Source organism: Angustibacter aerolatus, from assembly GCF_054776675.1.
In genome coordinates, this window is sequence record NZ_BAAHBM010000012.1 from 1 (window position 1) to 22944 (window position 22944).

21 protein-coding genes and 1 pseudogene are annotated in these 22944 nt (G+C 74.8%); 10 read left to right on the forward strand and 12 right to left on the reverse strand.

Annotation, left to right across the window (positions count from 1 at the left end):
- From ACYVI6_RS04805 to ACYVI6_RS04815, 3 genes and pseudogenes are all read right to left on the reverse strand, one after another.
- Positions 1–1566, reverse strand: a pseudogene (locus tag ACYVI6_RS04805) (permease); the annotation flags it as partial.
- A gap of 10 nt (positions 1567–1576) precedes the next feature.
- Complete coding sequence (locus ACYVI6_RS04810) at positions 1577–2242, reverse strand: ABC transporter ATP-binding protein (protein WP_460445334.1); 666 nt, start codon at positions 2240–2242, stop codon at positions 1577–1579.
- 8 nt (positions 2243–2250) lie between these two features.
- Entirely contained in the window at positions 2251–3264 is a 1014-nt protein-coding gene (locus ACYVI6_RS04815; RefSeq protein WP_460445276.1) for an ABC transporter ATP-binding protein, read from the reverse strand.
- 90 nt (positions 3265–3354) lie between these two features.
- Here ACYVI6_RS04815 and ACYVI6_RS04820 point away from each other — a divergent pair, with 90 nt between their 5' ends.
- The 6 genes from ACYVI6_RS04820 to ACYVI6_RS04845 all read left to right on the forward strand — a co-directional run bounded on the left by ACYVI6_RS04820 (position 3355) and on the right by ACYVI6_RS04845 (position 8347).
- The gene (locus ACYVI6_RS04820; RefSeq protein ID WP_460445335.1) at positions 3355–4134 is read left to right on the forward strand and encodes a hypothetical protein; all 780 of its coding nucleotides are present in this window, start codon (positions 3355–3357) and stop codon (positions 4132–4134) included.
- A 137-nt stretch (positions 4135–4271) separates the two neighbouring features.
- Entirely contained in the window at positions 4272–4661 is a 390-nt protein-coding gene (locus ACYVI6_RS04825) for an ANTAR domain-containing protein (protein ID WP_460445277.1), read from the forward strand.
- Entirely contained in the window at positions 4648–5598 is a 951-nt protein-coding gene (locus tag ACYVI6_RS04830; RefSeq protein ID WP_460445278.1) for a GGDEF domain-containing protein, read from the forward strand. Before ACYVI6_RS04825 ends, ACYVI6_RS04830 begins: the two co-directional genes overlap by 14 nt.
- Positions 5599–5694: 96 nt before the next feature.
- The gene (locus ACYVI6_RS04835; protein WP_460445279.1) at positions 5695–6462 is read left to right on the forward strand and encodes a GAF domain-containing protein; all 768 of its coding nucleotides are present in this window, start codon (positions 5695–5697) and stop codon (positions 6460–6462) included.
- Positions 6455–7177 (forward strand): GAF and ANTAR domain-containing protein, encoded by a 723-nt coding sequence (locus ACYVI6_RS04840; RefSeq protein ID WP_460445280.1) that lies wholly within the window; start codon positions 6455–6457, stop codon positions 7175–7177. The genes ACYVI6_RS04835 and ACYVI6_RS04840 overlap by 8 nt, the downstream gene beginning before the upstream one ends.
- Before the next feature lie 75 nt (positions 7178–7252).
- Positions 7253–8347 carry an acyl-CoA desaturase gene (locus tag ACYVI6_RS04845; protein ID WP_460445281.1) on the forward strand — a complete coding sequence of 365 codons (1095 nt, stop codon included), beginning with the start codon at positions 7253–7255 and terminating at the stop codon, positions 8345–8347.
- Positions 8348–8375: 28 nt separating this feature from the next.
- Here ACYVI6_RS04845 and ACYVI6_RS04850 read toward each other — a convergent pair whose 3' ends face one another.
- Positions 8376–9068, reverse strand: a complete 693-nt coding sequence (locus ACYVI6_RS04850) for a GAF domain-containing protein (protein ID WP_460445282.1) — start codon at positions 9066–9068, stop codon at positions 8376–8378.
- Between the two features lie 105 nt (positions 9069–9173).
- On the opposite strand from ACYVI6_RS04850, the gene ACYVI6_RS04855 reads away from it, so the two are divergent.
- Positions 9174–9872 (forward strand): GAF and ANTAR domain-containing protein, encoded by a 699-nt coding sequence (locus tag ACYVI6_RS04855; protein ID WP_460445283.1) that lies wholly within the window; start codon positions 9174–9176, stop codon positions 9870–9872.
- Positions 9873–9884: 12 nt separating this feature from the next.
- Here the strand turns inward: ACYVI6_RS04855 and ACYVI6_RS04860 are convergent, their stop codons facing one another.
- The 6 genes from ACYVI6_RS04860 to ACYVI6_RS04885 all read right to left on the reverse strand — a co-directional run bounded on the left by ACYVI6_RS04860 (position 9885) and on the right by ACYVI6_RS04885 (position 16785).
- A complete protein-coding gene (locus ACYVI6_RS04860; RefSeq protein WP_460445284.1) occupies positions 9885–10823 on the reverse strand; it encodes an aldose 1-epimerase family protein in 939 nt (312 codons plus the stop codon).
- Positions 10820–11866 (reverse strand): LacI family DNA-binding transcriptional regulator, encoded by a 1047-nt coding sequence (locus tag ACYVI6_RS04865; protein WP_460445285.1) that lies wholly within the window; start codon positions 11864–11866, stop codon positions 10820–10822. The genes ACYVI6_RS04860 and ACYVI6_RS04865 overlap by 4 nt, the downstream gene beginning before the upstream one ends.
- A gap of 95 nt (positions 11867–11961) precedes the next feature.
- Positions 11962–13005, reverse strand: coding sequence for an ABC transporter permease (locus ACYVI6_RS04870; protein ID WP_460445286.1), 1044 nt, complete (start codon positions 13003–13005; stop codon positions 11962–11964).
- Positions 13002–13937, reverse strand: coding sequence for an ABC transporter permease (locus ACYVI6_RS04875; RefSeq protein ID WP_460445336.1), 936 nt, complete (start codon positions 13935–13937; stop codon positions 13002–13004). Before ACYVI6_RS04875 ends, ACYVI6_RS04870 begins: the two co-directional genes overlap by 4 nt.
- A gap of 89 nt (positions 13938–14026) precedes the next feature.
- Positions 14027–15589, reverse strand: a complete 1563-nt coding sequence (locus tag ACYVI6_RS04880; RefSeq protein ID WP_460445287.1) for a sugar ABC transporter ATP-binding protein — start codon at positions 15587–15589, stop codon at positions 14027–14029.
- 20 nt (positions 15590–15609) lie between these two features.
- Entirely contained in the window at positions 15610–16785 is a 1176-nt protein-coding gene (locus tag ACYVI6_RS04885) for a substrate-binding domain-containing protein (RefSeq protein ID WP_460445288.1), read from the reverse strand.
- 338 nt (positions 16786–17123) lie between these two features.
- On the opposite strand from ACYVI6_RS04885, the gene ACYVI6_RS04890 reads away from it, so the two are divergent.
- From ACYVI6_RS04890 to ACYVI6_RS04900, 3 genes are read left to right on the forward strand one after another with little or no spacing between them, the layout of a single operon-like run.
- The gene (locus ACYVI6_RS04890) at positions 17124–17804 is read left to right on the forward strand and encodes an L-ribulose-5-phosphate 4-epimerase (protein WP_460445289.1); all 681 of its coding nucleotides are present in this window, start codon (positions 17124–17126) and stop codon (positions 17802–17804) included.
- Entirely contained in the window at positions 17801–19309 is a 1509-nt protein-coding gene (gene araA, locus ACYVI6_RS04895) for an L-arabinose isomerase (protein WP_460445290.1), read from the forward strand. The genes ACYVI6_RS04890 and araA overlap by 4 nt, the downstream gene beginning before the upstream one ends.
- Positions 19306–20889 (forward strand): FGGY-family carbohydrate kinase, encoded by a 1584-nt coding sequence (locus ACYVI6_RS04900; protein WP_460445291.1) that lies wholly within the window; start codon positions 19306–19308, stop codon positions 20887–20889. The genes araA and ACYVI6_RS04900 overlap by 4 nt, the downstream gene beginning before the upstream one ends.
- A 16-nt stretch (positions 20890–20905) precedes the next feature.
- Here the strand turns inward: ACYVI6_RS04900 and ACYVI6_RS04905 are convergent, their stop codons facing one another.
- Complete coding sequence (locus ACYVI6_RS04905; RefSeq protein WP_460445292.1) at positions 20906–22090, reverse strand: SpoIIE family protein phosphatase; 1185 nt, start codon at positions 22088–22090, stop codon at positions 20906–20908.
- Positions 22087–22884: an alpha/beta fold hydrolase gene (locus ACYVI6_RS04910; protein WP_460445293.1), complete on the reverse strand. Its 798-nt coding sequence runs from the start codon at positions 22882–22884 to the stop codon at positions 22087–22089. Before ACYVI6_RS04910 ends, ACYVI6_RS04905 begins: the two co-directional genes overlap by 4 nt.
- Between the last annotated feature and the right edge of the window lie 60 nt (positions 22885–22944).

The following is a 22944-nucleotide window of genomic DNA, read 5'->3' on the forward strand; positions in this document are numbered from 1 at the left end:
GGCGGTGACCGCACGCGGACGGCGCGCCGCCTCGAGCACCGCGAGCGGCAGCAGCAGCGTGCCCCCGGTGACGGCCGCGCGGGCCGCGGGTGCCAGCAGCGCGGGCAGCAGGCGCAGGGCGACGGCGCCGGCCACCGCGACGCACAGCACGGGAGCCACGACCTGCACCGCGTCGCCGCCCGAGCCGACCGTCGCCGACTGCGAGCGCAGCTGCCACCAGCCGACGACGGCGAGCACCGGCAGCAGCAGGCCGGCGCCCACCAGGGCGACGGCACCGGCGCGGCTGCGGGTGGGCGGTCGCTGCGGTCGCGCCGCGAGGGCCGGTGCGACGAGCGCGTCGGTCATGACGAGCGCGGCCGCGCCGACGACGAGCAGCAGCGGGCCGGTCACCTGCGGCGCCTGGGCGAGCCCGGCCGCGGCGAGCTCGGGACGGTGGGTGAGTCGGGAGTGCAGGACGGCGGCCAGCGGCACCGACACGACGGTGGCGACCGCGGCCAGCAGCAGCGACTCGACGGCCGCGGTGCCGGCCAGCCGGCGGCGACCGGCGCCGAGCGACACGAGCAGCGCCTGCTCGTCGGCCCGCACCACCGACGTCAGCCGCCCGGCGAGCAGCAGCGCGGTCACCGCCAGCGCGCCGCCGAGCAGCAGCACGACCAGCACCGCCGAGCGGGCCACCGCCTGCTGCTCGTGCGCCGTGGCGAGGGTCTGCGGCAGGTCGGAGGCGACGCGCTCGATGCGCACCCGGTCACCGACCCGCGCCGTCAACCGGGCGTCCGCCATCTGCGCGTTCGCGGCCACGCGGGTGAGCGAGCTGCTCGTGACGCCGCGCAGGTCGGGGGTGCCGACCACCTGCATCGAGTCGACGGTCGAGCCGGTGCCCAGCAGCGCGTCGGCGTCGACGAGGAAGGGCCCGTACGCCGGCGCCGGCACCGTGCCGTCGGTGTAGTCGGGGTCGAACCCGTTGCCGCGCAACGGGTCTCGGCTCCACGCGTCGCGCGAGCCCGGCCGGAACGTGCCGACGACCCTGACCTGCACCGGCCGCTCGACCGCCTGCCCGCCCGTGACGGCGCGGGTCTCGGCGCCGAGCGCGAGCCGGCTGCCGACGCGCAGCCCGAGCTGCTGCGCGGTGCGCTCGGGCACGGCCGCCTGGAGCACGGCACCCGGCTGCTGTGCGGGCCAGGTGCCGGCGGTGAGCCGCGCGCGGGCCGCGACGTCGTCGACGCTCTCGAGGTACCCGACACCGCGGCCGCCCGGCAGCCGGCGCATCGCCGTCACCGTGGTGGTCGCCGTGCCGGACGGCGGCGGCGCGGGCGCGGCGCCGACCACCGCCCGGGCCCCGTCGCGCACCGACGCGGCGTCGGCGCCGGCGACCGTCACCAGGTAGGCCGTCACCGCGACGTCGGACGCCGGACGGCGCTGGACGTCGCGGGTGAGCGCCCGCTCCTGGGTCACCGTCAGCAGCAGCGTGCAGACGCCGAGCAGGGTCGCGCCGACGGTCACCAGGGCGAGCACGCCGGCCAGCAGCCGTCGCTGGGCGAGCGCCCGGCGTGCGACCAGCCCTAGCACCGGCTCGGCGTCACGGCTGCAGCCGGCCGTCGCCGATCCGCAGCACGCGGTCGGCCAGCGACATCATCACCGGGTCGTGGGTCGCCACCAGCACGGTCACGCCCTCCGACTCGACGAGCGCGCGCAGCAGCGCCATCACCGCGCGCCCGGTGTCGGCGTCGAGCTCGCCGGTCGGCTCGTCGGCCAGCAGCAGGCGCGGCGACGCCGCCAGCGCGCGGGCGATCGCCACCCGCTGCTGCTGGCCGCCCGACAGCTCGCCGGGCCGCTGGCCGGCGTGCTCGCGCAGCCCGACGAGGTCGAGCAGCAGCGCGACCCGCTGCTCGCGCTCGGCGACCGGCGTGCGGCGCATGCGCAGCGGCACCCCGACGTTCTCCGCGGCGGTCAGCACCGGCAGCAGCCCGAAGGTCTGGAACACGTACGACACCGACTCGCGGCGCAGCCGGCTCAGCCCGTCGTCGTCCAGGGCGGACACGTCGGTGCCGTCGACGACCACGGTGCCGGCGTCCGGTCGGTCGAGGCCGCCCACCAGGTTCAGCAGCGTCGTCTTGCCCGAACCCGAGCGGCCGACCACCGCGACCATCTCGCCGGGCGCGACGTCGAACGACACCTCGCGCAGCGCGTGCACGGCCTGCGCGCCGTCGCCGTAGGTGCGGCTCAGCCCCCGGGCCCGCACCATCGGCTCGCTCACGACGGGCCCGCGCGGTGCCGGCCCGCCGGGCCGGGCCCGTCGTCCGCGCCGTCGGCACCGTCGGCACCGTCGGCACCGTCGGCACCGGTGGGTCGCACCGGTGGCCCGTCGCGGCGGACGGCGACGTGGTCGCCCTCCAGCGAGAGCCGCACCCGGCGGGTCAGCTCGAGCGCCTCGCGGTGCTCGCGCGGCACCTGCACCCGGCCCGCCCGGTCCATCACGGCGTACTCGACGGCGCCGTCGTCCGCGCCGTCGCCGCCGCCGCGGAGCACCTCGCTGCTGGTGCGCCCGTCGCGGATGGCGACCGTGCGCGCCACCTGGCCGCTCACCGCGGCGTCGTGCGTGACGATCACGACCGTCGCCCCGAGCTGCCGGTTGGCCGTGCGCAGGGCCTCGAACACCTGCTGCGCGCTCTCGCTGTCGAGCTCGCCGGTCGGCTCGTCGGCCAGCAGCACCCGCGGCCGGTTGGCCAGCGCCACGCAGATCGCGACCCGCTGCTGCTCGCCGCCCGACAGCTGCGCCGGGCGTCGCCGGGCGAGGTCGGCGACGCCGACGGTCTCGAGCAGCTCGGCCACCCGCTCGCGGCGCTCGGTCCGCGGCACCCCGGCCAGCGTCATCGGCAGGTCGACCACCTGCGCCGCGGTCAGGTACGGCACCAGGTTGCGGGCGGTCTGCTGCCGCACGAACCCGACGACGTGCCGGCGGTAGCGCACCCGCTCGGCCCGCCCCATGCCGAGCAGGTCGTGCCCGGCCACGGTGGCGCGGCCGGCGGTGGGTGCGTCGACGCCGGCCAGCACCGACAGCAGCGTCGACTTGCCCGACCCCGAGGCCCCGACGATCGCGACCAGCTCGCCCTCGTGGACGAGCAGGTCGAGCCCCTGCAGCGCCTGCACCTCGACGGCCTCGGTCTGGTAGATCCGCACGAGGTTGTCGCAGACGACGAGCGCGTCGTGGCCGTACTCCGGGAGCCGGTCGGCGGGCGCGGGCAGCGCGAGGTCGGCCTGTGCCACGCGCGCTCCCTCTGGCCGGACGACGACGTCTGGCGGAGCGTAGCCCGCGCCCGCGTTGCCGAGGGGGAGGGCGTGCACGAGGGTGTCGGCATGGGCTTCCTCGATCGGCTCCTCGGCCGCGAACCTCGACAGCAGGGTGGCTGGCAGCCGCCCGCGCAGCAGCAGGTGCCGCAGGCGCCGCGACCGGCCGGCGGGCCGCAGGGCGACGACGAGCGGGCCGTCGCGCGGTACCGCTACCTGCTGCGCACCGCTCCGCCCGAGGAGCTGGAGCGCGTGCACGCCGAGGCGTTCGGCCGCCTCACGCCGCAGCAGCGCAGCCAGGTGCTCGAGGAGCTGAGCCGCGACCTGCCGCCGGGGGAGCGGCCCGCCGGTGACGACCCGCAGTCCCTGGCGCGCACCGCGACCCGGGCCGAGCTGCGACGTCCGGGGTACCTCGAGCAGACGTTCAGCCGCGGCGGCTTCGGCGGCGGCTACGGCGGTGGGTTCGGCGGCGGCGGGTTCGGGATGGGCATGGGCGGTTCGATCATGGGCTCGATGATGGGCACCATCGCCGGCGTGGTCATCGGGTCGGCCGTCGCCGACGCGCTCTTCGACGGGTACGGCGACTCGCCCGAGGCCGCCGAGGCAGGGGACGGTTCCGGGGACGGCTCCGACGGCTCCGACGGCGGGGACGGCTCCGACGGCTCCGACGGCGGGGACGGCGGGGACGGCGGGGACGTGCAGGCCGACGGCGCGGGCTTCGACGACGCGTCGGGCGGCGGGTACGGCGACGACCCGGGCGGTGGCTTCGGCGACGGCGGCTTCGGCGGCGGCGACCTCGGCGGGGGCGACTTCGGAGGTGGCGGCGACTTCGGTGGGGACTCGTTCTGAGCCGCGGCGCAGAGGGTCTGTCCAGGTCGTGACGAACTGCCCTATGCTCTGAGCGTTCGACGCCGTGACGTGCTGTCACGGTTCACGGAGTCCTGGACCCGACTCAGCCCGAGCTGAACCGTTCGAGGGACTCGATCATGGCCGAGGACTCGCTCAGTCGTCCGTCCGGCACCCGCCGCGCCGCCGGCGCGCTCGACCCGGACCGCCGGGGGCCACGCGCCGCGCCGCCCGCGCGCACCGGGCTGGAGGCGCTGACGAGCGAGCTGGCCGCGGCCCACGAGGTGATCGCACAGCTGCAGGAGGCGCTCCTGCACCGCGACCGCATCGGGCAGGCGAAGGGCGTGCTGATGGCCAGCCGGCACCTCGACGCCGACGAGGCGTGGCAGCTGCTCGTCGGCACGTCGCAGCACCTGAACGTCAAGGTGCGCGACCTCGCCGAGCTGGTCGCCCTCGCCGGCACCCTGCCCGACGTCCCCCGTCGCCGTCCGGCGACGCACCCGCGCCAGGCTCACCGTGTCGACGCCTGACCGGCTCCGGCGGGTGCGGCCGGCCCGGTCGCCCGGCGAGGCACCGGACCCGTTCACCGCCATGGCCTCCGGCGACCGGGCGGTCGCCCTGGCCCCGGTCGCGATCGCCAGCTTCGATCTGGCGCTGCGGTGCACCAGCGCCAACCCGCGCTTCCACGACCTGGCAGCCGGCACCCTGCGCGGGTCGCTGCTCGGTCGGCGTCTGCGCCAGCTGCTGCCCGGCGTCTCGCGGGCGGAGCTGACGCTGCTGCACGCGGTCGCGGAGGGCCGGCTCGAGGGGGCCGAGGTGCGGTTGACCCACGCGGCCGGCGAGACCTGGCGGGCGCTGGCGTTCCCGCTGCACGTCTCGCCCGACGGGCCGTCCGGGGTGGGGCTGGTGGCGCAGGACGTCACCGACGACGTCGCGGAGCGGGCCGAGCTGCTGCGCCGGCTGCAGCTCGACGGCCTGACCGGGCTGCTCAACCAGACGGCGTTCGCCCACCTGCTGCGGGGCACGGCCCGGCCCGGCGGGCGCCGGCGCGACGAGACCGAGCCCGCCGGGGCGGTGCTGGTGCTCGACCTGGACCACTTCAAGGCGGTCAACGACGAGCACGGGCACGTGGTGGGCGACCAGGTGCTCGTCGAGGTCGCCCACCGGCTGCGGGCGGCCCTGCGCGACGGCGACACCGCGGCGCGGACCGGCGGCGACGAGTTCGCGGTGCTGAGCACCGGGGCCGGGCCGCTCGCGGCGGCCGCGCTGGCCCGCGCGCTCGAGGCAGCCGTCGGCGGACCGTTCGAGACGCCCGACGGGGCGACGGTCGAGGTCTCCGTCGCCGTCGGGCACGCGCAGCTGCGCCCACCGGCCGTGCGCGCGCTCGACGCCCTGGCCGCGGCCGACCGCGACATGTACGCCAGCAAGCGCCGGCTGCGCCCCCGACGCCTGGAGCCGCTGCGCTGAGACCGCCGCGCAGGGTGAACGCGCCAGACGTCGGTGCACTAGGGTCGGAGCATCCGTTCCCTGCCCGGCGGCCACTGCCCCAGGACCGGAGGACGGATGCCGTCGAGGAGGTCAGCCCAGATCCTCAGCCAGCTGACCCGACCCCCCACGGACGACCGTGCGCTCGCGCAGCGGCTGGTCGACGAGTGCGCCGAGGCGGTGCAGGTGACGGGGGCGGGGTTGATCCTCATGAACGATCTGGGACCGCTCGGCACGGTGGCGGCGAGCAACGGCGTCGCGGTGACCGCCGAGCAGCTGCAGTTCTCGCTGGGCGAGGGTCCGTGCGTCGACGCCTCGGAGCACGGCCGGCCGGCCCTGCACCCCGACCTGGCGCGCACCGGTCCGTCTCGGTACCCGACGTTCACCGACGGCGCGCTGCGCGCCGGCATCTGCGCCGCGTTCGCCTTCCCGCTGCGGGTCGGGGGCCTGCGGGTCGGGGTGCTCGACCTCTACCGCGACCGCGTCGGCCACCTGTCGCACGACGCCCTCGTCGAGGCGCTGGCCTGGGCCGAGGCCGCCACGACCGTCATGCTGCACGTCACGCGGCACGTCACCGTGCCGGACGACGAGCTGCTGCCGCTGCCCGTCGTCGAGGACCGCGACGAGGTGCACCAGGCCACCGGCGCCCTGAGCGTGCTGGCGCAGGTGCCGCTGGGTGACGCGCTGGTGCTGCTGCGTGCGCACGCCTGGGCGTCCGGCGTGCCGCTGCTGAAGCTGTCGCGCGACGTGCTCGCGCGACGGATCGACTTCTGGACCGCGCCGGACGTCGCCCCCGACGTCGGCGGCAACCGACGGGGGCACGAGAGGGATGATTCCGATGGCTGAGACCACACGCCTGGCGGAGGTGTTCGTCGAGCTGGCCGACACGCTGGTCGACGACTACGACGTGGTCGACTTCCTGGCGCTGCTGTGCGAGCGGTGCGTCGAGCTGCTGCCCGCGCGGGCAGCGGGGCTGATGCTGGCGAACGAGCACGGCACGCTGCGCCTGGTGGCGAGCACCACCGAGCGCTCGCGGCTGGTCGAGCTGTTCGAGCTGCAGGTCGAGCAGGGTCCCTGCCTCGACAGCTTCCACACCGGTCAGCAGGTGGTGAACGTCGAGCAGCACGACGCGCGCTCGCGCTGGCCGCGGTTCGTCGCCGGGCTGCAGAGCGCCGGGTTCGTCACGGCGCACGCGCTGCCCATGCGGCTCCGCCGGCAGGTCGTCGGCGGCCTGAACCTGTTCGCCGCGGACGACGTGCCGATGACCGCCGAGGAGCTCGCGGTCGGGCAGGCGCTGGCCGACGTCGCGACGATCGGCCTGCTGCAGGAGCGCACGCTGCGCGAGCAGACCGTGCTGACCGAGCAGCTGCAGGGCGCCCTGCAGAGCCGGGTGCTCATCGAGCAGGCGAAGGGTGCGCTCGCCGCCCGCACGGGGCTCGAGGTCGACGCGGCCTTCCAGCACATGCGCGGCTACGCCCGCCGCTCGGGTGGCCGGCTGACCGACATCGCGCGGTCCGTGCTCGACGGAGATCTCGACCCGGCTCAGCTCGGCGTCGGCTGACCGACCGGGGTAGCGTCGAACGGTAGGGCCCCGGACCCAGGCCGACGCGCACGACACCTCACGGCAGGCGGTCCGATGACCACGACCACCACCTCGCGCGCGGCGGCGCCCCCCGACGCACCGGCGGGCCGGCAGGCCCGCCAGGCCAGCACCTACGCGGCGCTGTCGCGGCAGGTGCAGGCGGCCGGGCTGCTGCACCGGCGCCGCGGCTACTACGCCGCCGTCATCGCGCTGGTCGCCGCCGGGCTGGGCGGCGTCGTCACCGGCGTCGTGCTGCTGGGCGACTCGTGGCTGACCCTGCTGATGGCCGCCGCGCTGGCGCTGGTGCTCACCCAGTGCGCCTACCTCGGCCACGACGGCGCCCACCGGCAGGTGTTCGCCACCGCGCGCGCCAACGAGTGGACCGGCCGGGTGTTCGCGTGCCTGATGACCGGCCTGAGCTACTCGTGGTGGCAGGGCAAGCACAACCCGCACCACCAGGCGCCGAACCGGCTCGGCACCGACGGCGACGTGGAGTCGAAGGTGCTCTCGTTCCACGACGACGCCGCTCGCTCGCGCACCGGCGTGCTTGCCTGGCTCGCGCACCGCCAGGCCTGGTGGTTCTTCCCCCTGCTCGCGCTCGAGGGGTTCAACCTGCACGCCGACAGCGTGCGGTCGCTGGTGCGCGGCGGGCCGCGGCGCGGCCGGCTGCGCGACGTCGCGCTGGTCGTGACGCACTGGACGCTCTACCTGGGCGGGCTGCTGCTGGTGCTGTCGCCCGGCAAGGCGGCCGCCTTCGTGGCCGTGCACCTGGCGCTGTTCGGCGTCCACCTGGGTGGTGCCTTCGCCCCGAACCACACCGGCATGCCCGTCGTGCCGCGGGACGCGAAGCTCGACTTCCTCAGCCGGCAGGTGCTCATGTCGCGCAACGTGACCGGCGGGTGGTTCGTCGACCTGCTCATGGGCGGGTTGAACCACCAGGTCGAGCACCACCTCTTCCCGAGCATGCCGCGGGTGAACCTGCGCCGGGCGCGTCCGCTCGTCCGGGCGCACTGCGAGCAGCAGGGCGTCACCTACACCGAGACCTCGCTGGTCGCCGCCTTCCGCGCCGTCCTGACCCACCTGCGGACGGTCGGATCGCGAGCCCCCGACCCGTTCGGCTGCCCGCTCGCGAAGCAGCTGCGCGGGTGACGCGCCCGTCGACGGGACGGCGCGGAGGCTAGGCGCGCAGCTCGATGACCGTGCGGGCGACGGCCGAGAGCGACACGTGCGCCTGGTCCGCGGCCTCCTGCATCCGCCGGCGGCTCAGCTGCGGCGACCACTGCCGCTCGGCGAGCAGGATGCCGGACGCCACGTCGACGAGCCCGTCCTCGGCGACCTGGTCGGGTAGCTCGCGCGCTCGGTCGCGGGTGGTGAACGACAGGTCGGCGTCGTCCACCAGGCTCTCGACGGGCGCATGGAACACCGCCGCCAGCTCGTCGCGGCTGCCGGCGAAGGCGTCCGGCTCGCTGGCGTAGAGGTTGATCGCACCCGGCAGCTGGCTGCCCGCGGCGTACAACGGCATCGACAGCGTCGAGCGGACGCCGGACGCGCCGGCGGCGCGGGCGAACAGCGTCCACCGCTGTTCGTCGAGGACGTCCAGCACGTCGACCTGGTCGAGGGTGCGGGCGGCGTCGACGCACGGGCCGCCGTCGACGTACTGCGCGCCGTCGAGCACGGCGATCTCGTCGCTGGTGGAGGTGAGCGTGTACGGCCGGTCGTCGACGAGCACGGTGACGCTGACCCCGACGCACGACGGCACCAACCGCTGCGCGCGATCGGCCACGTCGCCCAGCACCCCGAGGAAGTCGGTGTCGGGGTTCAGCCGGTTCAGCTGCGTCGCGGCCTCACGCACCTCGGGCAACGGCTCCATGCGTCTCTTCTACCGCACGGGTCCGGAGCGCACCCGCCGGCGCGCACCGGGTCGTTGCAGCCCGACGGGTAGTGGGTCGCAGCCGTTCGGGCGATACTGCCTCCCGTGATCGATCCGACCGTCGCCAGCACCTTCGCCGACCTCGCCGCCGTGGTGAACGCCCGTCCCGGTGCCGAGACCGTGCAGCAGGCCATCGTCGACACAGCCCGGCAGCTGGTGCCCGGCTGCGACCACGCCAGCCTGGTGCTCGCGCGCCGCGGCCGGTTCGAGACGGTCGCGGCGACCGACGACGTCGCGCGGACGGTCGACGACCTCGAGCGGGAGACCCGCGAGGGGCCGTGCATCGACGCCATCCTCGACCGCGCCTACCAGCTGACGCCGGACATCGCGCTGCCCGAGAACCCGTGGCCCGAGCTGCGCCGCCGTCTGCTGGCCGAGACCCCGGTGCGCGGCATGGCCGGCTACCGGCTGCTCGTCGACGACCGCAAGGTCGGGGCGCTGAACCTGTTCTCCGACACCGTCGGCGCGTTCGACGAGGCGGCCGGCGACACCGGTGCGCTGCTGGCGGCGTTCGCCACCGCGGCGCTCACCAGCGCCAGCGACCACGACCGCGCCGAGACGCTGACCCGCGGGCTCGAGAGCAACCGCGAGATCGGTGTCGCGGTCGGCCTGCTGATGGCCGCGCACGGCATCACCAGCGACCAGGCGTTCGGCGTCATGCGGCGGCTGTCGTCCGAGCTGAACGTGAAGATCAGCGAGCTGGCCCGCCGCGTCGTCGAGGACGGCGCGGGCTCGCTCCGCTAGGAGCCGGGCGGGTCAGGCGGGTCGCCGCAGGCCCACGCCCCAGCGCACCCGGTGCGTCGCACCCGGCGGCAGCACCACGAGGTCGTCGCCGGTGCGGAACGCGTCGGCCACGCACGTCATCGGCTCGACCGCGACACCGCGCCGTCGGTGCGCGACGTCCTCGACGGCGTCGCCGGTGCAGACCTGCCAGGCCCGGCAGGCGTCGTCCATCCAGACCTCGACGACGTGCCCGTCGTCGCCGGCCAGGCGCGCCCAGGAGCGACCGTCCGCGGCGCGCTCGACCTCGACGTAGGCGTCGTCCAGCAGGACGTCGCGCAGCGGGCGGGCGGTGCGCCACTCGTGGGCCGGGTCCAGGTCGACGCCGTCGACGCCGCGGGGGAGCAGCCGGTCGTCGACGACGACGTGCCCCGCGGCGGCCACCTCGAGCGTGCACGCGTCGACCCCGCCGGGGCCGGGCGAGAGCCACGGGTGGAAGCCGATGCCGTACGGCGCGGGCACACCGCCCACGTTCTGCGCCGACGCGGTGACCGTGAGCCCGTCGTCGCCGAGCTCGTAGGTCACCTGCAGGTCGAGCGTGCCCGGGTAGGCGGGCGACGGCGGCAGCCGCACCCCGAGCACGGCACGGTCCGGCCCGGCGTCGTCGACCCGCCAGGCCGTCCACGCGACCAGCCCGTGCAGCGCCGTCGAGCGCCCGATCTCGTTCACCGGCGCCTGGAACGCGGTGCCGTCGAAGGTGTAGCTGCCGTCCTGCAACCGATTCGGCCAGGGCGCGAGCACCGCGCCGTGGAACGCGGGTGCCACCTCGTCGGCCTCGAACGGCAGCAGGACGTCGCGCCCGCCGTCCGAGTACAAGCGGACGGCGGCACCGGTGGTCACCACGACCGCGTGCTGGGAGCCGTGCTGCAGCTCGAGCTGCGTGCCGGAGGCGGGGACGGGCGTCGCGTCGCTCATGCGCCCACCGTCGCCGACACCACGGACGACCGCTCGACGAGCACGGGGTCGATCAGCACCCGCTGCGGCGTGCGGTCGCCGGCCCGCAGCTGCTGGGTGAGCAGGCCGAGGCTCTCGTGGCCGAGGCGGTCGAAGTCCTGGCGCACGGTGGTCAGGGGCGGGCTGAAGAACTCCGACTCCGGGACGTCGTCGTACCCGACGATGCTCACGTCGCCCGGCACCGAGCGGCCGTGCTCGGCGAGCGCACGGGTCAGGCCGAGCGCCACGTGGTCGTTGGCAGCGAAGACGGCGGTGCAGTCGGGGATGCGCGCCAGCAGCTGCCCGGCCTCGTGGCCCGAGCGCGGCGACCAGTCGGCCCGCAGCACGGGCGGCGCGTCCTGCCCGGCGTCGGCCAGCGCGCGCTCCCAGCCGCGCTGCCGCGCCCGGCTGTCGTTCCACGCCTCCGGACCCGCGACGTGCCAGACCGAGCGGTGCCCGGCGGCGAGCAGGTGCTCGGTGGCCAGCACGCCGCCCCGCTCCTGGTCGACCAGCACGTTCGACCCCTGCCAGTCGGGCGGGCCGTCGACGGTGACCAGCGGCACGTCACCGGGCAGGGCGCCGATCACGTCCTCGGCCAGCAGCAGCGGCAGCAGCAGGATGATGCCCGCCACGCCCTGGCTCATCAGCCGGTCGACGGTGGCCCGCATCGAGGTGCGGTCGAAGTCGCGCAGGTGGCCGAGCGTGACCGCCATGCCGACGTCGAGCGCCGCGACGCTCAGCGCCGCGATGGTCGACGACGGCCCGAAGAGCGTGGTGTTCTGCGCGATCACGCCGACGACGTTCGACCGGCCGGTGGCCAGGGCCCGCGCCGACAGGTTGCGCCGGTAGCCGAGGGCCTCGATGGCCTCGAGCACCTTCGCGCGGGTGGCCCGCGAGACGTTGGGGTGCTCGTTGAGCACCCGCGAGACCGTCTGGTGCGAGACGCCGGCGAGCACCGCGACGTCCGACATGGCGGGCGGCCGGGCTGGGTCGCCCCCCGGCGCGTCGGCGTCCTGCCGGCGCATGGTGGCTCCCTGGCTGCTCGCTCGACGTGCGGTCGGGGCCGAGTCTAGGGCGGCCCGGGGGTGGGGTCCCGGGCCGCCGGTCTGCGGGCGCGTCCTCACGGCCCCGCGGCCGCCGACCGGCGGCTCAGCGTGGCCTGCAGGATGACGACCACGAGCAGGAACGCGCCCGACACCACCTGCTGCACGTACGAGTTGAGGTTGGCGCCCTGCACGATCAGGTTCTGGATGACGAACAGCAGGCTGACGCCGGCCAGCGAGCCGATCATCGACCCGACGCCGCCGCTGAGCAGCGTGCCGCCGATGACCACGGCCGCGATGGCCTGCAGCTCGTACGAGTCGCCGATCCGCGCCTCCTGGCCGCCGCCCGACACCGCCGTCGTCAGCAGGCCGGCGAGCCCGGCCGCCAGGGCGCTCACGACGTAGACCGTCACCGTGTTGCGACGCACCGGCAGACCCATCAGCTCGGCCGCCGGCCGGTTGCCGCCGATGGCCTGCAGCGACTGGCCGAAGGGCGTGCGGTTCAGCACCCACCAGCCGATCGCGAAGCAGACCAGCATGATCCAGACCGGCGTGCCGATCGTGGCCAGCCGGCCGGTGCCGAGCACCTCGAAGACCCGGAACCCCTCGATCTGCGGGTGGTCGTTGCCCTCGTGCGTGATGAGGAAGACCAGACCGCGGACGCCGGTGAGCCCGGCCAGCGTGACGATGAACGGCGGCAGCCGCAGCCACGAGATGACCACGCCCTGCACCAGGCCGACGAGCGCGGCCGCACCGAGCCCGGCCCCGATCGCGGCCCAGGAGCCGTACCGGGCGGCGGACGCCGAGAGGATGACCGCCAGCGCGTACGTCGACCCGACCGACAGGTCGATGCCGCCGCTGATGATCACGAACGTCATGCCGGCGGCGATGATGCCGATGAACGACGCCGCCAGGGCGACGTTGCGCAGGTTGTCGGCCGAGCCGAACGACGGCACGGTCACGACGCCGAGCACCACCACCAGCAGCAGCACCGCCACGGCGCCGTTGCGCGACACGATCGACGTCAGCGAGCGACGCCGGTCGGCCGCGGCCCGGACGCCGGGGTCGTCGGCGGGGGTGGTGACGACGCCCTGGCTGCTGGTGCTGCTCGGGCTGCTCATGACCCTCTCCTCGAGCTGCGCTGGACGAACACGGCGGTGACGATGATCGCGGCCTCCACGATGCGGGCGACGGAGTCGGGGACGTTGTGCGACACCAGGGTCGTCTCGAGCAGCTGGATCAGCACCGCCCCCGTGACGGTGCCGAGGATGCGCACTCGGCCGCCGTCCAGCGCGGTGCCGCCGACCACGACGGCGGTGATGGCGCTGAGCTCGAAGAGCAGACCGATGTACGACGGGTCGCTGGCCCGCAGCCGGGCCGTGGCGATGACGCCTGCGACGGCGGCCAGCCCACCGGACAGCGCGTAGACCGTGACGAGCGTGCGCTTCACCGGCAGCCCGGCCAGCACGCTGGCCCGGCGGTTGCCGCCGATCGCCAGGGTGCGGAAGCCGAACCCGGTGCGGCGCACCACGAAGCTCATGAGCAGCGCCAGCAGCACCGCGACGAGCATCACGTACGGGATGCCCACCAGCGCGCCCTTGCGGACGGTCTGGAAGAACGGCACGAACAGCTCGACGAGGGCGCCGCCGGTGATGACGAGCGCGATGCCGCGGCCGGCCACCAGCAGCGCCAGCGTCGCGACGATGGGCTGCACCTGGGCGACCGCGACGACGGTGCCGTTCAGCACCCCGACGAGCAGCCCCGCGACGACGGCGGCGGCGATCGCGACGGTGATGCTCGCGCCGACGCCGCCCTGACCGGCCGGCAGCACGAACTTCGCGAGCACCGCGCTGGCGATCGCCATGGTGGCGCCCACCGAGAGGTCGACGCCGCCGGTGCCGATCACCAGCGCCATGCCGAGCGACACGATGATCACCGGCGGCAGCTGCGAGAACAGCAGCTGGATGGTGTCGGTGGTCAGGAAGTTCGTCGTGGCGAACGCGTTGTAGAGCACCAGGACGGCGAGGGCGAGGTACACGCCGCGCTCGCGCAGCCAGCCGCTCCACGAGCCCTCGTACCCGAGCCGCTCGGCGACGGTGCGGCCGCTCGTCCCGCGCTCGGGCGCGGCCTCGGTCTGCGCGCTCACCGGGCCGCCTCGCCCTCGTGGGAGCGGGCCGCGTCGTCGGCCGCACCGGCGATGAGGTCCATGATCGCCTCCTCGCTGATCGCGTCGCCGCGCAGCAGCCCGACCTGCCGGCCGTCGCGCAGCACGACGACGTCGTCGCTGCCCTCCACGACCTCCTCGATCTCGGACGAGATCATCACCACCGCCATGCCCTTCTCCGCCAGCTCGGCGATCAGCGCCTGCACCTCGGCCTTCGCGCCGACGTCGATGCCGCGCGTCGGCTCGTCGAGCAGGAGCACGCGCGGGTTGAGGCACAGCAGCCGGGCGAGCAGCACCTTCTGCTGGTTGCCCCCGGACAGCTGCGACACCTTCTGCAGCGGGCTGGACGCGCGGATGCGCAGCCTGCGCACGAACACCTCGACCAGCTCGTCGAGCTTGCGCCCCGACACCAGCCCGCCGCGGGTCAGCTGGGGGAGCGCGGCCAGCCCGATGTTGTCCCGGATCGACATGTCCGGCACGATCCCCTCGGTCTTGCGGTCCTCCGGCAGCATCGCGACGCCGTGCCCGATCCGCGACGCCGGCGTCTGGTGCGCGAACGTCGTGTCGCCCACCCGCACCTCGCCGCCGTCGAGCGGCATCGCGCCGAACACCGCCTTCGCCGTCTCGCTGCGGCCCGAGCCGAGCAGCCCCGCGAGGCCGACGACCTGGCCCGGCCGCACCTCGACCGTGACGTCGTCCAGCACCAGCCGCCGCGACAGGTGCCGCGCGCTGAGCACCGGTGCGACGTCGTCGTCGACGGCGTGCCCCGACGCGAGCCGGGTGCGGCCGCCGGCCAGGTCGCCGGCGTCGCGGCCGAGCATCAGCGAGATGAGCCCGCGCTTGTCGAGCTCGGCGGTGGGCCCGGTGTGCACCAGCCGCCCGTCGCGCAGCACCGTGATGGTGTCGCACGCGCGGAACACCTCGTCGAGCTTGTGCGACACGTAGACCACCGAGACGCCGTCCGCCTTCAGCAGCGCCACGACCTCGAGCAGCTTGTCGACCTCGCGCGGCTCGAGCGACGACGTCGGCTCGTCCATGATCACCACGCCCGCCGCCGTCGAGACGGCGCGGGCGATGGCGACCATCTGCTGCACGCCGAGCCCCAGCTCGCCCAGCGGACGCCGGACGTCGGCGTCGATGCCGAAGCGCAGCAGCTCGGTGCGCGCCCGGTCGTGCATCCGGCGCAGGTCGAGGGCGCCGAACCGGGTGAGCTCGCGACCGAGGAAGAAGTTGCGCGCCACGCTGAGCTGCGGCGCGAGGTGCACCTCCTGGTAGATCGTCGCGATGCCGGCCTGCTGCGCGGCCCGGGGCGAGGAGAACGCGACCTCCTCGCCCCGCAGCCGCACGGTGCCCTCGTCGAGCTGGTGCACGCCCGTCATCAGCTTGATGAGCGTCGACTTGCCGGCGCCGTTCTCACCGACCAGCGCGTGCACCGAGCCGGGGTGCAGGTCGAGGGAGACGTCGGTGAGGGCGTCCACCCCCGCGAACCGCTTGCTGGCGCCGACGACCGAGAGCGTCGGCGGGCTGGTGCTGCTGGTCATGTGCTGGTGTCCCGGGGTGCTCAGTACGCGGTGCCGTCGGCGATGGCCTGGGCCGCGTTGCTCTTGTCGTACTGGTTGTCGGTCGTGATGGTGACCGCGGGTGCGCCGTCGCCGTTCACGTACGCCTCGAGCGCGGCCTGCGCCGACGGGCCGTACGCCGGGTTCGACTCGATGACCGCGTCGAAGTTGCCGTCGACGATGGCCTGCACGGCGCCCTTGGTGCCGTCGATCGAGACGATGTGCACCTTGTCGGTGCCGGACTTGCCGGCGTCGTCGAGCGCGGCCAGCGCGCCCAGCCCCATCTCGTCGTTCTCCGCGTAGATCGCGGTGACGTCGGGGTGCGAGCGCAGCAGCGTCTCGGTGACGCTCTTGCCCTTCTCCCGGGTGAAGTCGGCGGTCTGCTGGAAGACGACCTCGATGCCGGTGGCGTTCTGCTTCTTCAGCTGGTCGAGGAAGCCGGCGGTGCGGTCGTCGGTCACGTTGACGCCGGAGGCGCCGAGCAGGATGGCGAGCTTGGCCTTGCCGCCCGTGGCCTTGATCATCGCGTCGGCGGCGCGGCGGCCCTGCTCGACGAAGTCGGACCCGAGCTGCGGGCCGACGTCCTCGCAGCCCTTGACGCCGGTGATGTTGCGGTCGACGGGGATCATCGCGACCTTCTTCTGCTTCGCGTACGCGATCGCCTCACCGAGACCGGTGGAGTTGATCGGCGAGAAGATGATCGCCTTGGCGCCCTTGTCGATCATGCCCTTGATGTCGCTGTTCTCCTGCTGCACGTTCGACTGCGCGTTCGTGGTGAGCAGCTTCCAGCCCTTGGCCTTCGCGGCCTCGATCTGCGACTTGGTCGACGCGATGCGGAAGGGGTTGGCCTCCTTCTCCGACTGCGCCCACCCGATGGTGTCGGTCTTGAAGTCGATCTTGCCGATGCCGAGGCTGGAGGCCTTGCAGACCGGGCCGTACTGGGCCGAGACGCCCTCGGGCTTCGGGGTGGTCAGCTCCTCGGTGCCGCCGGCGGCGGTGATGGCGGCGGGGATGCCGCCCACGTCGGCGCCGAGGGAGGTCTCGACGGCGGCGGCGGTGCTCGAGCTGCTGCTGCCGCTGCCGGAGGAGCCGGAGGTGGTGCCGGTGCTGCAGGCCGCCACCAGCGACGTGACGGCGGCGGCGCCGATGCAGGCGGTGGCGATGCGTCGTGCGGACATCTGAGCCCATCCCTTGGTTCGTGGGTGACGAGGGGGTGGGGCCCAGTCATCGGACCCCGTTGTCGATGACCCGACGGCGACTGTGCCGAAGGGTTGTTAGCGCCAACATGGCAGCCGTCCGAAATCGCTGTCAAGGGCTCGGGCCGACGTGATGCGTTCGTGACCTCGGCGCCGCCGAGCCCAGAGATCCGGTGCTTGACAACGGGTTTGGGGACGCCCACTGTGAGCGGTGCGCGACGGCCCGGCAGGACGCCGTGGTTCGCGCACCCCGAACGCCGGCACCGTCGCTGCCTCTCGCGAGTGACGCTGTTAGCGCTCTCAAGCGAAGGGACGACGGCATGCACGACCTGCGGGCCGAGCTGGTCGACCTGCACCGCGAGCTGGTGCGGTGGGGCCTGGTGGCCTGGACGGCGGGCAACGTGTCGGCCCTCGTGCCCGGCACCGAGACCTTCCTCATCAAGCCGAGCGGCGTCTCGTACGACGACCTGCGGGCCGAGGACATGGTGCTGTGCGACCTCGACGGCAACCAGCTCGAGGGCACCGGCCGCCCGTCGTCCGACACGGCCGCCCACGCCTACGTCTACCGGCACCGCCCCGGCACCGGCGGCGTGGTGCACACGCACTCGCCGTACGCGTGCGGCTGGGCGGCCCGGCACGAGGCCATCCCGTGCGTGCTGACGGCGATCGCCGACGAGTTCGGTGGCCCGATCCCGGTGGGGCCGTTCGCGATGATCGGCGACGACTCCATCGGCCGGGGCGTCGTCGAGACGCTGCGGTCCAGCGCCTCGCCCGCGGTGCTGATGGCCAACCACGGCGTGTTCACCGTCGGGAACGACGCGCGCTCCGCCGTGAAGGCCGCCGTCATGTGCGAGGACGTCGCCCGCAGCGTGCACCTGGCACGGCAGGGCGGGCCCGTCGTCCCCATCCCCGACGCGGCGATCGCCGCACTGCACCACCGCTACCAGCACGCCTACGGCCAGGCGAGCGCACCGGCCGACCACGAGGAGCACCGAGCATGACGACCCCCTACGCCGACCGCGAGGTCTGGTTCCTGACCGGCAGCCAGCACCTCTACGGGCCCGAGGTGCTCGACCAGGTCGCGGCGCAGTCGCAGGAGATCGCCCGCGCCCTCGACGCGGCCGACGCCGTCCCCGCGCCCGTCGTCTGGAAGCCGGTGCTGGCCGACAGCACGACGATCCGCCGCGTGATGCTCGAGGCGAACGCCGACGACCGCGTGCTGGGCGTCGTCACCTGGATGCACACGTTCAGCCCGTCGAAGATGTGGATCGCCGGCCTCGACGCGCTGCGCAAGCCGTTGCTGCACCTGCACACCCAGGCGAACGTCGAGCTGCCGTGGGCGACGATCGACTTCGACTTCATGAACCTCAACCAGGCCGCGCACGGCGACCGCGAGCACGGGTACGTGCACGCGCGCATGAACACGACCCGCACCACCGTGGCCGGCCACGTCTCCGACCCGTCCGTGCTCGCCCGCGTGGGCACCTGGGTGCGGGGCGCCGCCGGGTGGGCCGCGCTGCACGAGCTGCGGCTGGCCCGGTTCGGCGACAACATGCGCGACGTCGCGGTGACCGAGGGCGACAAGACCGAGGCCGAGATCCGCTTCGGCATCTCCACCAACACCTGGGCCGTCAACGAGCTGGCGGCCGCGGTCGACGCGGCGGCCGACGCCGACGTCGACGTGCTGGTGCGCGAGTACGAGACCGACTACGACGTCGAGCCGCAGCTGCGCCGGGGCGGCGAGCGGCACGAGTCGCTCCGGTACGCCGCGCGCCAGGAGCTGGGGTTGCTGGCCAAGCTGGAGTCGTTGGGCGCCAAGGCGTTCACCACCAGCTTCGAGGACCTCGGCGGCCTGCGGCAGCTGCCGGGCCTGGCCGTGCAGCGGCTGATGGCGCGCGGCTACGGGTTCGGCGCCGAGGGCGACTGGAAGACCGCCGCCCTGGTGCGCGCCGCCAAGGTGATGGGCGAGGGGCTGCCCGGCGGGGCCTCGCTCATGGAGGACTACACCTACGACCTGACGCCGGGCGACGAGCTGGTGCTGGGCGCCCACATGCTCGAGGTCTGCCCCTCGCTCACGACGTCGACGCCGCGCATCGAGGTGCACCCGCTGGGCATCGGCGGGCGCGAGGACCCGGTGCGCATGGTGTTCCAGGCCGACCCCGGCCCCGGCGTGGTCGTCTCGCTGGCCGACGTGCGCGACCGGTTCCGGCTCACCGCGAACGTCGTCGACCTGGTCGACGCGCGCGGCGAGCTGCCGCACCTGCCGGTCGCGCGGGCGGTCTGGAAGCCGCGCCCCGACTTCACCACCAGCGCCGAGTCGTGGCTGCTGGCCGGCGGCGCGCACCACACCGTGCTGTCGACCGCCGCCGGGCTCGACGCGTTCCGCGTGCTGGCCCGCATCGCCCGCGTCGAGCTGCTCACCATCGAGGACGGCACGACGGTCGACCGGTTCGAGCGCGAGCTGCAGTGGAACCAGGCCTACTACCGGCTGGCCGGCGGGCTGTGAGCGCCGCGGACGTCGTCGCGTCCGGACGGGCGGTGCTGGGGGTCGAACTGGGCTCGACCCGCATCAAGGGCGTGCTGATCGGGCCCGACCACGTGCCGCTCGCCGCCGGCTCGCACGAGTGGGAGAACGAGCTCGTCGACGGCCGCTGGACGTACTCCCTCGACGCCGTCTGGGAGGGGCTGCGCGCGTGCACGGCCGCGGTGCTGGCCGACGTGCGGGACCGGCACGGCGTCGAGCTGCGGTCGCTGGCCGGGCTCGGCGTGTCGGCGATGATGCACGGCTACCTGCCGCTCGACGACGACGGCGAGCTGCTCGTGCCGTTCCGCACGTGGCGCAACACCAGCACCGGCCCGGCGTCCGAGCAGCTGAGCCGCGAGCTGGGCCGCAACGTCCCGCACCGGTGGAGCGTGGCGCACCTGCACCAGGCGCTGCTCGACGGCGAGCCGCACGTGCCGCACGTCGCCCACCTGACGACGCTGGCCGGGTTGGTGCACGAGCGGCTCGGCGGCCACCGGGTGCTGGGCGTCGGCGACGCGAGCGGCGTGTTCCCGATCGACCCGGTGACGCGCACCTACGACGCCGACCTGCTGGCCCGGTACGACCGGCTCGCCGCGGACGCCGGCGCGACGCGGCCGCTGCTCGACCTGCTGCCGCCGGTGCTGGTGTCGGGCGACGACGCGGGGCGCTTGTCGGCGGACGGCGCGGCGCTGCTCGACCCGACCGGCGTGCTGCAGCCCGGAGCGCTGCTGTGCCCGCCCGAGGGCGACGCCGGCACCGGCATGGTCGCCACGAACTCGGTGGCGCCCCGCACCGGCAACGTCAGCGCGGGCACGAGCGTGTTCGCGATGGTGGTGCTGGAGCGCGATCTGCGGCGGGCGCACCACGCCATCGACCTGGTGACCACGCCCGACGGCCGCCCGGTCGCGATGGTGCACTGCAACAACGGTGCCAGCGAGCTCGACGCCTGGGCCGGCGTCTTCGCGGAGTTCGCGGCGCTGCTGGGCAGCGACGCCGACGGCACCCGCGTCTTCGAGGTGCTGCTGCGCAGCGCGCTGGAGGGCGCACCGGACGCCGCAGGGTTGATGGTCAGCAACTACCTCTCGGGCGAGCCGGTCACCGGTGTCGCGGAGGGCCGGCCCCTCGTCGTCCGCACCCCGGGCAGCCGGCTCGACCTCGGCACGTTCGTGCGGGCGCAGCTGCTGGCGCTCTTCGCCACGCTGCGCATCGGCATGGACGTGCTGCTCGACGAGGAGGGCGTGCGCCTCGACCGCCTGCTCGCCCACGGCGGCCTGTTCCGCACGGCCGGCGTCGCGCAGGGCGTGCTGGCTGCGGCTCTCGACACCCCGGTCTCGGTCGGTGCCGCGGCGTCCGAGGGCGGCGCCTGGGGGATCGCCGTCCTCGCGGCCTTCGCGGTCGCCGGCGGCGGCGACCTGGCCGGCTACCTCGACGACGTCGTGTTCCGCGACGCCGAGGTCGACACCGTCGCCCCGGACCCCGACGACGTCGCCGCCTTCGCCCGCTTCGTCGAGCGCTTCCGCGCCGCCCTGCCGCTGCAGACCGCGGCAGCCGCCGTCACCTGAGCGCCGACCGCAGCGGTCAGGGGTCGGACGACGGGGTGAGGGCCAGCAGGGCGATGTCGTCGCGCGCCACCCCGCCCTGGAACGCCAGGGCGTCGTCGAGCACGGCGGTGACCAGCGCGTGCGCCCCCGTCGCGGCGCCGGCCGCCTGCGCGAGCAGCCGGTCGTCGCCGTACTCGACGCGGTCGCGCCGGGCCTCGGTGACCCCGTCGGTGTAGAGCAGGAGGCGGTCGCCGGGCGCCAGCTCGAGCTCGGTGGCGTGCAGCTCGAGCTCGGCGAGCACGCCCAGCAGCGAGCCGGGTGCACCGACCAGGCGGGTCGTCCCGGTCGCCGGCACCAGCACCGGCAGCGGGTGCCCGGCGGCGCAGAGGGTGACGTGCCAGCGGCCCGCTCGTCGGCGCAGGCGAGCGAGCAGCGCGGTGCAGAAGCGGTCGCTGTCGTCGCGCAGCAGCACGTCGTTGGTGAGGCGGAGGGCCGTCTCGACGTCCGGTGAGGCGACGGCGGCCGCGCGGACGGCGTGGCGCAGCAGCGAGGTGACGACGGCGGCCCCCGGTCCCTTGCCGCACACGTCGCCGAGCACCACGAACCAGTCGTCCTCGGCGAGCTGGAAGACGTCGTAGAAGTCGCCGCCGACCTCGGCGCCGGCGCCCGCGGGCCGGTAGACGGCGGCCACCTCGAGCCCTGGCACGTCCGGTGGCAGGGGCGGGATGAGCGTCTGCTGCAGGGTGCGGGCGAGCGCCCGGGCGTGGTCCTCGCTGGCCTCCGCGCGCTCCTTGGCGCGCAGCAGCTCGCGCTCGTAGGCACGGCGGTCCGTGGCGTCGAAGACGGCCACCCGCACGACGCGCGGTGCCCCCGCCTCGTCGCGGTCCAGCACGGCGTTGACCAGCGTCGGCAGCCGCCTGCCGTCGGCGCGGACGAGGTCGAGCGCGATGCCCTGCGCGCTGCCCTGCATGGAGAGCATCGGGGCGTAGTGCGTCTCGTAGTAGATCCGGCCCCCGCCGGACAGCAGGTCGATGAATCGACGTCGACCCACGAGCTCGTCGGCGGAGTACCCCGTGAGCGCCAGGAAGGTGGCGTTGACCTGCACCACGGTGCCGTCGGGCGCCGTCGAGAGGTACCCGCAGGGCGCCGCGTCGTACAGCCGCTGGGCGTCCTCGACCAGCGAGCCGGACGCCGTCACCGCGGCGTGCTCCTGGGTGCTCACGGGTCGACGAACGCGGCGACGGCCGCGACGGTCGCCTCGGGTGCGCTCAGGTTCGGGCAGTGCCCGGTGGCCTCCAGCATCACCAGCGTCGCCCCCGGGACGGCGTCGGCGACGTAGCGGCCCACCGTGACCGGCGCGATCACGTCGTCGGTGCACTGCAGCACCAGGGTGGGGGTGCGCACCAGGGGGAGGTCCGCACGGTTGTCGGAGGTGAAGGTGACGCGGGCGAAGCGGCGGGCGACGGCGGGGTCGGCGCGGCAGAAGCTCGCGGTCAGCTCGGCGCCCAGCTCGGGCCGGTCGGTGTTGCCCATGACCACCGGCGCCAGCGCCGCCGACCACCCCAGGTAGTTGCTGTCGAGCGACTCCAGCAGGTCCTCGATGTCGGCCGCCGCGAACCCCCCGACGTAGTCGCCGTCGTCGGTGTAGCGCGGCGACGGCGACACCATGACCAGGTGCGAGAACCGCTCGGGCTCCTCGATCGCGGCCAGCGCGCCCATCATCGCCGAGACCGAGTGGCCGACGAAGACGACGTCGTGCAGGTCGAGCGCGCGGCAGACGTCGAGGACGTCCTGCGCGTAGCCGGCGAGCGAGCCGTGCCGTTCGGGGTCGTGGCCCGCCGGGTCGGCCCCGCCGGACCCGACGTGGTCGAAGAGGACCACGCGGAAGCGGTCCTCGAAGGCGGGGGCGACGAATCGCCACATGTGCTGGTCGCAGCCGAACCCGTGCGCGAACAGCATCGGACGGCCGTCGGGGACGCCGCGCTCGGTGACGTTGTGGCGCGCGACGACGTCCATCCGGGCAGGTTACCGGCCGAAGCGGCCGGAGGCCGTCCCGACGAGCACCGGTCCGCGCGG